Source organism: Brevibacillus sp. BD137 (assembly GCF_041644655.1).
Lineage (GTDB): Bacteria > Bacillota > Bacilli > Brevibacillales > Brevibacillaceae > Brevibacillus > Brevibacillus brevis_D.
In genome coordinates this window covers 27063-38628 of record NZ_JAOTNO010000022.1, presented here as the reverse complement: position 1 = coordinate 38628, position 11566 = coordinate 27063, and the positions used below count along the sequence as shown (strand labels likewise).

Here is an 11566-nt window from a genome sequence, read left to right as displayed (position 1 = left end):
GAGAGGTAGATAAAAAATGACAACGAACGATGGCAAGCAAAGGATCGCGACGCTGGTAGCGCCTGATATTTATTGTCTGGAGATACCCACACCTTTTGATGTAGGGGCAGTAAACGTCTACTTGCTAAAAGGGGAGCGATTGACCTTAGTTGATGTGGGTCCATCGACAGATGATGCGTGGGCGGCCTTAACAAACGGCTTAGAATCAATTGGGGTAAGCGTGGAGGATATCGAGCAAGTCATACTGACGCATCATCATGTGGATCATTGCGGGCAGTTAGAAAAAGTACGCGAATTATCGGGAGCGAAGACATTTGCCCATCCGCAGGCAACGCCCTATGTACAGCAGGATGAGCAGTTTATGACTTTTCATGATCAATTTTTCGAAGAGCTGTACATCCAGAGCGGTGTACCAGAAAAAAAGATGGTCATTATCTCGAAATTCCACAAGCTGATGAAGACGTTTTCTGCGCCAAGCCAAATTGATTTTCATCTCAAGCATGAGCAAAAGGTACCATACTTGGAGGACTGGCAGGTACTGTACACGCCGGGACACAGCCAAAGCCATCTGTCGTTGTATCGGGCAAAGGATCAAGTCATGATTGGTGGAGACCATATCATCAAGCGAATTTCATCCAATGCGTTTATTGAGCCACCCCGGAATCGCACGAGTACAAGACCACTGACTTTGATTCAATACCGCACAGCGCTGCAAATGTGTGCGGACATGGAGATCAAACAAGTCTTGAGTGGACACGGTGAACCGGTTTACAACCATCGAGAGCTCATACTCGCTCGGTTGCAAAAGAACTGGGAGAGAACAGACACGCTCCGCAGGCTTCTTGCAGATGGCGAAAAGACAGCTTTTGAACTGAATGCTCTCTTATTTCCAGGCTTGTACCAAAAAGAATTGCCATTAACGTTATCCGAGACATTGGGGCATATTGATTTGTTGATGATTCTCCATCAGATTGAAGTGAGAGAGCAGGATCGAGTCTTGTTTTACCACCTGTAAAACGTGATTATGCAAGAGAGGCTTGCAAGTAGAATAAGCCTATTCCTCCCCGGAAACGCTAAAAGGGACTATTACCCTGGGCCCCTACATGAGGCTGACCAGGGTAGCCGAGGGAGGGTAGCATCTATGCAGAAGTATTGGCCCATTTGCGTGATGGCTCTAGTGTGTACGGTTGTTGTAGGTGGCTGTAATCAAATGCGTGTGAAGCAGGATGCGAATACAACGTTTGAGCAAGTCCGGGACAAGTTCGATGCGCAGAAATCGTATGCGTTCTACGGGCAAACCAAGCTGCTGACGGCGAACAGTGCCAATGCGAACATGGTTAACTTTTCGGGCAGAAAAGACGGAGAGGCTGTTTACATGAACGTGAAGCTCTCTGTACCAGAGGAAAACAGAGTGGACGACTTATCCTTGCTCAGCCATGGGGACAAGCTGTATACCAAGGATGGACAAAGCGAAGGCTGGAACCATGTCTCAGGGGATAGCCCGGCCCTGCATCAAGAAATGAACAACTGGAACCCCGTCGCTTCGTTTCAGCAAATCGACGATATGAAACGAAACGTCCGGATGCTGCCTGATGAGAATCCAAAGGACGATTTTGAAGCGCTTGGAGTTGTATTGGATTCTGCCAAACTAAAAAGCTGGCTTGCTGCTCAAATGCAAGAACAAACAAAGTCGGGAGCAAAAGTCCAATCGATAGCAGGGCGAGAGAAACCCTACATACCGAAGCTAAAGCTAGCGATGTCACTCTCAGAAGGAAATTGGAGAGGGGCGCCTGCCCATCATTCTGGACCCACGATTCAGTCCAAGAAAAAGGTGGACGTAAATGAGCTCGTGAACCAGATGGAAGTGGAGGCAGAGTACACGATTCACTACAACAAAAAAACGATGCTCCCCACGAACATGACGATGTCCATTCGATCTGCGTACGATTTGAACGATCAGCGTGTAAAAGAGCATACGCAAGTAGAAACGTATTTGCAGCAATACGGAACAGTAGCCCCCATCACAGTTCCAGAGGAAAAAAGCAAATAGGGAGTAAGAGTAATCAAGTGAGACGTTCCTCTTGCAAAAAAGACAGGAGCGTCTTTTTTTTGTCAGGGAAAATTGAGTAAATGAGGTAACGTCTTCGATGCTTTTTACGTACTTCTTATGTGGAAGAAAATCTATGCGGTAGCGGTATTTTTCGATGGAATCAGCATGATGAGAAGGAATCATGGAAAACATTGTCGAACATACAACAAGACTATCTTTTTTCGTCGAATAATCTGTACAATGGGAAAGATGCCTGATGGATCAGACGAAAATGCGTATTTTATCCGCAGCAGCGAAGCTTTTTGATGTTCATGGCTACAAAGGAACCTCCGTAAGACAAATTGCCTCTGTTGCTCAAGTAAATTCCGCGCTGATTTCCTATCACTTTGAAGGGAAGCAAGGAGTCCTGGAGACGCTGATTGCTTCTTACTTTGAGACGTTGTTTCGCCTTTTGGAAGAACTGGAAAACGAGCAGGAAAACATCCCTGCCTATCAACGATTGGAACAAGTTGTGCAGCTATATTTGCAATTTCAATGTGAGCATGCGCCTATCACGCGGTTGATTCACCGTGAGCTGAGCGTAGAATCCATGCTTGCTCGTGAAGTGATGACGCTATATATGAGCCGATGGAAACACGGGCTTTCACGTGTGATCGAGGGCGGTGTCGTCTCGGGTGAGTTTTTGCCCGTCTCTATTGATCGTACAGTACTGGCTATGACGAGTCAGATGATATATCCATTTTTGCAACCACAAATGGTTCGCCAGGTCTATGATCTGGAGCCATCTTCCGAGGAGTTCGTCCAATGGCTGCAAACCTCGATTATGTGTTATCTGCGAGGTTCTTTGCTGCCTGCTTAGGCGTGGCCTCTCCCAATGAATGATTCTAGTAAGGGGATGTATGATAAGTGAAACGAAAACTATTCATGCTCTGTTTGGCAGGCATGTTGTTATATACGAATCCAGCTTATGCAACACCGTTTCCAGATAAAAAAGATGAAATTGTTCAGGACGCTGACAACTATTTGAAAAAAGAAGACAGAACCGCCTTTGCAAATTCATTGAACGGCCTACCGGGCAGCTACAAAGTCGTGATAGTGGAAAGCACCGCACCAGAAGCAGAATCTCCAGATATGTACGCGCAAAAGCTGTTTGACAATTACAATTTGGCCGATGATGCACTCATGATCGTACTTGACATGAACACCGAGCAGCTGGGGATTTATGCCGGTCCTTCTTTGCAGGAAAAAGGTGCGACGATGACATTACTGCATGAAAAGATCGCGTCTTTTTATGACGCATTTCGCACACAAAAGCAGTATTTGACCGGTATACAAACGGTAATCGCGGAAGTAAACAGGGAGCTAAGCCGCATAGAAAACAAGCAAGCAACAGCCATACCGAATGCGACTGACGCGAGTAAGGCGGCAGAGAGCGAAAGCAGTAGCGCACTCGGAGGTATTCCATGGTGGATTTATCTGGTTGGTGCGGTATTTGCCGGGTTATCGATCGGCTTGATTTACGCGATGATCAGACGCCGTGCTATTTTTGCCCAAGTAGATGATGTAGAGGATTGGAAGGAAGAGCTCGTTGAGAAGATCAATGTCATCGAGGTGGAAAAACCGCTTCGCCGTTCCAGCGGCATGACAGAAGTACGTTACCACCACTTGGCAGACAAAAAAGAAAATCTGTTGCGCATTCGCATCCCTGATGTGGAAATGATGATTCTCGATGCGGAAGAGGCTTGTGATCGTTTCCGTTTTACGTTGGCACTTGGCATGTTGAATGAGGCGAGAGAGGCCATTACAAAAATTGAGGATGAGCTGGATGAGCTAAAAACAGACACATCCAAAGTGGCAGTTACCAAGCAAGAAAATAAGGTTGTTGTTCCTGAGATCGGAAAGCAAGTGGAGCAGATGGAACGACGTTTGTCCGATTTGCGTCTGGAGTACGGTTTGTCTTTCCATGAATTGAAAGCATCGCTGGATGAAGTAGACACGATGCGAAAACTCGTGAAAACTGCGCGGGCAGCAGGGGACGACATTGCCGCCTACGAAACCACACAAAAAGCTCAGCAAGTACTGGAGCAGGTAGGACAAGCGATGGAGCTTATTCCAAAGCTTGTGCAACGCGTGAAAAAAGAATTGCCAGAAGAATTCAAGCATCTGGAAGAAGGAATTGAGCAGGCCGTTCGCGATGGCTTTGATTTAAAACAGGATTCCTTGGACAATGCCCTCTTGCAGGCGAAGCAATTGGTCATGTCCGCGAAGAGCGCTTTGGAAGAGGGCAGCCTGGAAATGGTGTTGACCCATGTCAAAGCGTTCGAAGTGCTCATTGATGCGACGTATCAAGCGATAGAGGATGGCGTTCTTGCACGTGATGAAGCTGCAGCGACGGTGTATGCAGAAGTTGAATTGGAACCGCAAGCAGAAGTAAATCAAGTTAAAGATGAACCAGACTTTGTGCAGGAAGAAAAGAGTGCAGAAGTAGGCGCGATGGAACAGGATGATTCGCTACAGCAAGTAGCTGCGACGTCCGCGCCTGTGGAGCCGGAGATTCGTACACCGGAGCCGACTCCAGCTAGCGAGATCGAGCCTTCTGCCAGCGAAGAAAATCCAGGAATGACAACTTCTTTCCAGCAGACGAAAGTGGAAGAAGAGCGAGCGGTGAGAGGAAGATCCTCAGAGCTGAGTGAAGCTGAACGTTCCGTGTTGTTGCAAGCAATTCCTCAGCTATTCAACAAAAAAGCAAAAAAGCCGGCTCCAGAAGTCAAAGCTGAGGAACCTGTGTACGAAGAAGAAGAAGAGTACGAATTGGTCATGCCGAAGAATCAGCCTGAACAGGAAGAGATGATTCCAGAAGAAGAAGAGCAAGCGTATTTGGTCATCGAAACGGAAGACGATGCGCTGGATGAACTGGAGCGCATTTCTAACACATTAGTCCGCGTTCGTCAGCAAATCAAGCGTAGCTACTTGCCAGGCATTCCGGATCAATTGAAATACATGTTTGAAGAAGTCGTGCAAACGTTGGGCCGCGTGCAAACGATCATGGAACAGTACCGCTATGATCTGGAAGAGGTCGCCATGCTGGTCCAGGACGCGAGTGATTTGGTCGGCGAAACAGAGCGAATGGCAGAACGAATTATCGCAACTTGCCAGATGGCAGAGGGTGCCATCCAGTATACAAACCGTTATCGCCGCCAAAATCGTCAGGTCAATGAGTTGTTGACGAAGGCAGAGATATCATTTCGACAACTAGCTTTCGCAGAAGCCTATCAGCTTGCCGAGGAGGCCCGGCTGGTAATCGAAGGCGCACCAGCCGAAGATGATAACGGCTGGCTTCTCCGTCGTAAGAAAAAGGGTTGAGCCAGATGATGGTCTTTCCTCTCTTCTTACTGGCAGTTGGGATTCTCGTCATGGTACAGCCGCAGACAAAACGTTGGCAATCGCGGATGAACGCTCATTTTCAGGGAGACGAAAGGCGCGTTAAGCAGCGTGCCAACACGTTTTTTCTGTTGGGCCTAGGCTTTTTACTCGCTGGATTTGCGTATTTGTTCCGCCTTGTCGGATAACCGATCATCAATAATAAAGCACCTGCTATGAAAAGATGGATGTACCGTCTTTGGTAGCAGGTGTTTTTTGTTGGGCAAAAAAAAGAAGCATCGCTCACGCAGGCGATGCCCCATCTAGGAAGATAAAGGGAGTAAGGTCTGTTAAACCAGCACATTACAACTAGGGGGGAGTAATGTGCTGATTTCTCTTTTCATGAAAAGAGAACCTGATTCATAGTTTCCCCATTCCCTGATCATCTAAACGTCATTCTCGTAAAAAAATTCAAATGCTTCCTGCGCACTATGCGTACCCGCAGAATAGCCAGACGAAAAGGCGATGGTGATGTTGTAGCCACCGGTATGGGCGTGGACGTCCATGACCTCTCCAGCGAAATACAACCCATCCATGAGCTTGGATCTCATCGAGCGTGGATCGATCTCTTTTACACTCACACCGCCACCTGTAATGAACGCTTCCTCAAGAGAGAGCGTCCCCGTAATGGTGAGTGGAAAAGCTTTGATCAAGTTCGTGAACTTGCTCCACTCTTGTTTTTTCATATGGCTGTAGGTCGTTTCATCTGAAATTCCTGCCAAGGAAAGCAAGAGTGGAATAATCCGTTCGGGGAGGAAGCCTTTGATTGCATTTTTTACTGCCTTTTTTTGCTGCTCCTCAATCAGCTGCCAGCTTTCCGCTGTGATTTCCTCGGCCGTTTTGTCAGGCATGAGATCGATCGTCAGAGATAGAGGAACGGATCCGTATTTTCGTTGCGACACAGAGACATAATGTCCCATGCGCAGGGAGGCGGGACCTGATATTCCGAAATGAGTGAAAATCATATCGCCTTCCTGTGTATTGATCTTTTTCCCATTGGGCGCATACAACGTCATCGTGATGTCACGCAGCGACAGACCCTGGATCGATTTATCGCGAATAAAAGAGTCATTGGCTGTAAGCGGTACTTCAGTAGGATACAGCTCTGTGATCGTGTGCCCAGCTGCTTTTGCCCATGCATAGCCATCGCCTGTAGAGCCTGTCTGTGGTACAGAACAACCCCCGACGGCAATAATCACACAAGGCGCGGTAATTTTCTCACCAGACTGGAGCATGATGCCACCGACTCTGCCTTCCGAGTAGAGAACTTCCTTTACAGCGGCGTTTAAATGAATGCTGACACCTCTTTGCTTCAACAAATCAATCAACGCTTGGGCGACTGTCACTGCTTTATCTGTGACGGGAAACATACGGCCCCGATCCTCTTCTTTTAGCGCGACACCCAACTCCTCAAAAAACTGGATAATCTCTCGGTTGCCGAATTGGGTGAGAGCACTGTACATGAAGCGGCCATTTCCCGGCATTTGTTTGATTAATTCATCTTGTTCCTTGGCATTGGTTACATTGCAACGACCGCCGCCCGAAATGATGAGCTTGCGTCCGAGCTTCGAGCCTTTTTCCACGAGGCAAACTCTTGCTCCTTGGCCAGAAGCAGCAATAGCAGACATCAGCCCAGAGGGGCCACCGCCTATGATAATAACGTCATACTTGTATTGTGATCGATTCATTTCATTCTCGTCCTTTGTTGTATAAGGTTGGGCAAACACCATTTTACCACAACCTACCCACCCGGCGCGCCATTCTAGCTAGGATAGAGAGGACGAGGCACCTAAAATATCAGTCAACGGCTGCTTTTCTAAGACGTAACGAACGGTGGATTGATCACGGAGGATATTCGTCACGACATATCCTTTGGCAAAATAGGCCGTGAACAATTCGCGCGTCATCTCTCGCCACATGGAAGCGACGGTCATATCAGCTCGTTTAACATCCTGGAAGAAGGCAGGGACAGGCAGCTGCACAATAGGCTCTTCGCGTGACAAATCAATTTCGATAGGATGTGGAATACCATCCTTGATTTCTAGACGCAACAGGTCTGGTGCATGTTCAAGAGAGGGAGTAGGGTTGTTCCCTGCCTGACGCGATTCCACACGATCGCTTCCGATCATCCATTCCACGAGGAAACGGTCTGTCGGCAGTCCTCGATTGAAGTCGTCATCAAGCTGTCCGTAGCAGTTTGGCAAATACGTTCGAACGATACCTCCCAGCTTGGCGATGTTGAGAACACCGTTTACAGTCTCTAGCGGATCGTAGGTCCATGTGATTTTGGAATAGCCCGCAGCCGCCGCTTCTTCTTTTTGCAGCCATTTCATTTGTACGCCCAGCCCCTGCTTGCGATACTCTGGCAAAAAGCCGAGCATGTGCGAACAAAGATGGGGTTCTCCATTGGTGAAGCCCGGGAAGCTGTACAAGAAGCCGATCATTTCCTCGCCATCGAATGCCCCTAAAAACAGACCGCCAAACTTTTGCATGGTGAGTGTCATATGGTGAGGAATAGCACTAGAAGGGTCCCATATTTTTCCTTCCATTCCTTCTAATTGCTCAATTTCACTGAATTCGGACAACTTTCGTAACGTGATTGTCATCTGCTTTTTCCCCCTCAAAACAATTCGTGTTTTTTCTTCATTCGGGACAAGATCTTGCATTCCTGCTTGGAGGTAGTTGCGTCTGAATTCTCTCTCGCGGATAATAGGGAAGGGTAACAAGCATGAAACTAGGGTCGGGGAGGATTTTTGGCGATGGAAAATAAATTTCAAGCTGAACTGTGGAACCGTTTGACGCAGGCACCAGGAGCGCCTGGCTTCGAAGGTCCGGTACGCGAGATTATGCGGGAATACATAAGCAGCTATACGAGTGAACTCATGTACGACAATTTGGGCAGTATTTTTGGCGTTATGCGTGGTGACGAGAACGGTCCTAAAATTATGGTAGCGGGTCACATGGACGAAGTCGGCTTCATGGTCACCCGAATTTCTGATAAAGGATTTATTTCATTTCAGACGCTGGGAGGCTGGTGGGGGCAGGTTCTGCTCGCGCAACGTGTACAAATTATAACGGACAACGGCCCAGTTGAAGGCGTAATCAGCTCGATTCCACCGCATGTCTTGAGCGACGATCAGCGTAATCGCCCGATGGATGTGCGCAACATGTACATTGATATCGGCGTGGATTCACGTGAGGAAGCAGAACAGGTAGGGATACGGGCTGGCCAGCAAATCGTACCGGTTTGCCCGTTGCAGGTCATGGCCAATCCGCGCCGTATCATGGCGAAAGCATGGGATAATCGCTATGGTTGCAGTTTGGCAGTGGAGCTCGCAAAAGAGCTGCATGAAAACCCAAATCATCCGAATGTCGTCTACGTCGGGGCTACTGTACAGGAAGAGTTGTCCGGGCAGCGTGGCGCGAAAACTGCCGCTGCGTCCATTGATCCGGATTTGTTCCTGGCATTGGATGCGAGTCCAGCCACAGACATACCAGGGGTAAAAGATGATGGCGGCAAGCTCGGCGGTGGTCTGCTGATGCGCATCTACGATCCGATGTACGTCATGCCGGTAGGATTGCGTGAGCTTCTTATCTCCACGTGCGAAGAGGAGAACATTCCGTACCAGATTTATGTGGCAAAAGGCGGGACGGATGCAGGTGTCGTTCAGTACCATGGCAAGGGAGTACCGTCTGCCGTCATTGGAATTCCTTCCCGTTACATTCACAGCCATGCTTCGATCATTGACCGAGAGGATTACGAGGCAGCTAAGCGTCTCTTGTTCCGTGTCATTCGCAAGCTGGACCGTGCGACGTGGGAAGCTATTTTGCCTAGATAAGTGAGTAGAAAGCGGAGGAATGCTTTTGAACGCGATCATATTGTATACACGGCGTCAGGGCGAAGCGACGTCGTTTGAATTTAATGTGTTTGACAATCAATTTGCTACGGAGAATCTGGCAGTGCGCAAGGTGTTGATGGCGATGCTTGCAGCCGTTTCCAACAAATTGACCGATCTGGAAGTGGAGTACAACGACAGCATCCTGGTGGAAAAGGTCGGGGCGAAGCGTGCCGGTGAGCTGCTTCGTTTTCTCGGGGCAACAAAAGAGAACATGCGGGAAAATCTGAGCAATGGTGTAGTGGTCAGCCGGATCTTTCATGCGCCTTTTACAAAGGAGCACTATGAATACTTCTACAACCTGACGGACATCGCACAGCTGTCACACTATCGCTTACAAGAGGGCAAAGAAGATCGCATCGTGTTTTATTTCACACGCTATCTCCAACTGATTGCGCCTGATGAAAAGTCTCGCCAAGTATTTTTGGAGGGATTGGAAGAATTCTCCTTGCCATACAAGCTCGTATCGATTTCGTAAAGGAAATGAAAAAAGTCATTTTGCCCTTGGATGAAGGCGCAAAATGACTTTTTTATTGATCGCCTAAGGGTTAGGTGGAAGGACGATTGGGTCCCTCCAATTTTTTGTCTCCATAGCCTGGTGCATCGTTTTGAACGTTTTTGGGCTGGCGATTGCGTTCGTCTGGTTGATTTTGCTGTAGGGAGGAATTCTTGTTTTGCTTAGTCATGTAACTACCCCTTTCTCAGAGTCATGGCTGCCAAGGCGCACTCGCCTAAGCACTTCCATCTGCTTTTCTTGTTGATGCTGTGCGTGTTCCTCTGCGTTCATGTGGCCCCTTCCTCTTTGCGAGTTTTTGTGGGGGAGTCAAGATCAGCATTTTTGTGGCGAGGGATGGCGTATAGGGCAAACAGACCAAGAATCGCCGCCAAAAACAGTGTAATCACTCCGTAGCCAATCCACGGATAGATGCTGCCGACTCCCCCAAGCTTTTCAACCATTGCTCCACCCAATCCTGTCCCAAGAGCCGTCCCAAGACCAGATACGAAATTGGAAAAGCCAAAGTACGCCCCCAGCCATTCTTCTTTTGCGAAATGAGTGACGAGACTGTCCAGCATGGGCATAAACAGCATCTCACCCAAAATGAATAGAATCGCAGCCCCGGACAGTGTGAGGAAGTGGTTTGCCCATCCCATGAGCGTTAGCCCTGCACCCAACAAGATCGTTCCCATTGTGACAGACAAGTACGGATTGATGCGCTGTAGTACAAAACGTGAGATCAGCCCTTGCAAGACCACGACACTGAGCGAGTTGATCGTCCAAATGAGGCCAATCATCGTAGCGGAATGCAGGACATGCTCTCCCCGCAGCGGCAGGATCATGGCGAATTGAGCGTAGATCGCCCAGATTAAGAGCGAGATCGCGGAAAAAAGCAGAAAGCTGCGATGGGTCAAGATGTGACGATACTCCTTGAGCGGCGTTTGCTTACAATCAGTTCCCACACAGCGATCATCGGGAAGGATGAAGCGAGAAAAAACAGCAAGTGCTCCGTACACAAAGGTAGCTACGAGAAACGGCTGTTTCCCACCCGCAGTCATCCATGTAATGATCAAGCCTGCGACAATAATCCCGCTGTGAGCGAGTATCCCTCTCCATGAGAAGGCAGCCGTTCTTTGGCCCTCATCCACTTCATCCGCGATCATGGCTTTTATGGTAGGAGCGAGCAGACCAAGACCCAAGCCGTTGACCGAGGAGAATAACAAGAAGAAACCATAGGAATGGCTGAAGTGATAGCCTGCCATGGCACATCCTTGAAGGAATGCCCCCAAGGCTAGAATGGTACGTTTGCCCCAGCGATCTGACATCAAGCCGCCTGCCAAGCTTCCGATTTGGTATGTGATGCTTCCCGCTGCCAAAATGATGCCGACTTGAGAGAGTGAAAGAACCCGTACCTTTTGCAAAAAGACTGGGAAGACGGGAATGACCAGGTAAGAGGCCATGTGCATGAAAAAGACGACTAGCAGTAACAGCAGGTAAGGCTTGTTGCGTAACAGAGATCCAGTAGAGGCTGTCATGTTCGTCTCCTCTTTGAGTCATTCCTCTCTAGTATGAGTGGAAAAGGAGTGTCCCTATGCGTCGTTTTTCACAACAAAGTAGGCCAGCACACAAAATCAATATGAAGGCAGGCAAGTGTCCAATCCAACAAGCGTGGAACCACATATACCTATAGGGAAAGGTACCATG

At 48.5% G+C, this 11566-nt stretch carries 11 protein-coding genes; 7 read left to right on the top strand and 4 right to left on the bottom strand.

The genetic code is table 11. The features are described 5' to 3' along the window. Positions 1 to 16 precede the first annotated feature (16 nt). The 5 genes from ODZ53_RS28130 (at position 17) to ODZ53_RS28110 (ending at position 5619) form a co-directional block, all read left to right on the top strand. The gene (locus tag ODZ53_RS28130) at positions 17 to 1015 is read left to right on the top strand and encodes an MBL fold metallo-hydrolase (RefSeq protein WP_372681610.1); all 999 of its coding nucleotides are present in this window, start codon (positions 17 to 19) and stop codon (positions 1013 to 1015) included. Positions 1016 to 1141: 126 nt separating this feature from the next. Beyond that, positions 1142 to 2050, top strand: coding sequence for a DUF6612 family protein (locus tag ODZ53_RS28125; RefSeq protein ID WP_372681608.1), 909 nt, complete (start codon positions 1142 to 1144; stop codon positions 2048 to 2050). Between the two features lie 256 nt (positions 2051 to 2306). Continuing rightward, a complete protein-coding gene (refZ, locus tag ODZ53_RS28120) occupies positions 2307 to 2909 on the top strand; it encodes a forespore capture DNA-binding protein RefZ (RefSeq protein ID WP_056489372.1) in 603 nt (200 codons plus the stop codon). Positions 2910 to 2956: 47 nt separating this feature from the next. Continuing rightward, a complete protein-coding gene (locus ODZ53_RS28115) occupies positions 2957 to 5413 on the top strand; it encodes a septation ring formation regulator EzrA (RefSeq protein ID WP_372681605.1) in 2457 nt (818 codons plus the stop codon). A 5-nt stretch (positions 5414 to 5418) separates the two neighbouring features. Beyond that, positions 5419 to 5619, top strand: a complete 201-nt coding sequence (locus ODZ53_RS28110; RefSeq protein WP_016742115.1) for a hypothetical protein — start codon at positions 5419 to 5421, stop codon at positions 5617 to 5619. Positions 5620 to 5856: 237 nt separating this feature from the next. Here ODZ53_RS28110 and ODZ53_RS28105 read toward each other — a convergent pair whose 3' ends face one another. Further along, entirely contained in the window at positions 5857 to 7158 is a 1302-nt protein-coding gene (locus ODZ53_RS28105) for a BaiN/RdsA family NAD(P)/FAD-dependent oxidoreductase (protein WP_372681603.1), read from the bottom strand. Positions 7159 to 7236: 78 nt separating this feature from the next. Further along, positions 7237 to 8076 carry a GNAT family N-acetyltransferase gene (locus ODZ53_RS28100; protein ID WP_372681601.1) on the bottom strand — a complete coding sequence of 280 codons (840 nt, stop codon included), beginning with the start codon at positions 8074 to 8076 and terminating at the stop codon, positions 7237 to 7239. Positions 8077 to 8229: 153 nt separating this feature from the next. On the opposite strand from ODZ53_RS28100, the gene ODZ53_RS28095 reads away from it, so the two are divergent. Both ODZ53_RS28095 and ODZ53_RS28090 read left to right on the top strand, forming a co-directional pair. Further along, positions 8230 to 9309 carry a M42 family metallopeptidase gene (locus ODZ53_RS28095; RefSeq protein WP_372681599.1) on the top strand — a complete coding sequence of 360 codons (1080 nt, stop codon included), beginning with the start codon at positions 8230 to 8232 and terminating at the stop codon, positions 9307 to 9309. Positions 9310 to 9328: 19 nt separating this feature from the next. After that, complete coding sequence (locus ODZ53_RS28090; protein WP_199928110.1) at positions 9329 to 9844, top strand: hypothetical protein; 516 nt, start codon at positions 9329 to 9331, stop codon at positions 9842 to 9844. 70 nt (positions 9845 to 9914) lie between these two features. Here ODZ53_RS28090 and ODZ53_RS28085 read toward each other — a convergent pair whose 3' ends face one another. Together ODZ53_RS28085 and ODZ53_RS28080 are read right to left on the bottom strand one after the other, a co-directional pair. Then, positions 9915 to 10052, bottom strand: a complete 138-nt coding sequence (locus ODZ53_RS28085) for a hypothetical protein (protein ID WP_015892390.1) — start codon at positions 10050 to 10052, stop codon at positions 9915 to 9917. Positions 10053 to 10149: 97 nt separating this feature from the next. Then, entirely contained in the window at positions 10150 to 11397 is a 1248-nt protein-coding gene (locus ODZ53_RS28080) for an MFS transporter (protein ID WP_372681596.1), read from the bottom strand. Positions 11398 to 11566: the final 169 nt, after the last annotated feature.

Bases quoted from the DNA above. Each gene is read 5' to 3' on its own strand.
- ODZ53_RS28130 (WP_372681610.1), top strand. From the start codon at position 17: ATGACAACGAACGATGGCAAGCAAAGGATCGCGACGCTGGTAGCGCCT.
- ODZ53_RS28125 (WP_372681608.1), top strand. From the start codon at position 1,142: ATGCAGAAGTATTGGCCCATTTGCGTGATGGCTCTAGTGTGTACGGTT.
- refZ (WP_056489372.1), top strand. From the start codon at position 2,307: ATGGATCAGACGAAAATGCGTATTTTATCCGCAGCAGCGAAGCTTTTT.
- ODZ53_RS28110 (WP_016742115.1), top strand. From the start codon at position 5,419: ATGATGGTCTTTCCTCTCTTCTTACTGGCAGTTGGGATTCTCGTCATG.
- ODZ53_RS28105 (WP_372681603.1), bottom strand. From the start codon at position 7,158: ATGAATCGATCACAATACAAGTATGACGTTATTATCATAGGCGGTGGC.
- ODZ53_RS28100 (WP_372681601.1), bottom strand. From the start codon at position 8,076: ATGACAATCACGTTACGAAAGTTGTCCGAATTCAGTGAAATTGAGCAA.
- ODZ53_RS28095 (WP_372681599.1), top strand. From the start codon at position 8,230: ATGGAAAATAAATTTCAAGCTGAACTGTGGAACCGTTTGACGCAGGCA.
- ODZ53_RS28090 (WP_199928110.1), top strand. From the start codon at position 9,329: ATGCTTTTGAACGCGATCATATTGTATACACGGCGTCAGGGCGAAGCG.
- ODZ53_RS28085 (WP_015892390.1), bottom strand. From the start codon at position 10,052: ATGACTAAGCAAAACAAGAATTCCTCCCTACAGCAAAATCAACCAGAC.
- ODZ53_RS28080 (WP_372681596.1), bottom strand. From the start codon at position 11,397: ATGACAGCCTCTACTGGATCTCTGTTACGCAACAAGCCTTACCTGCTG.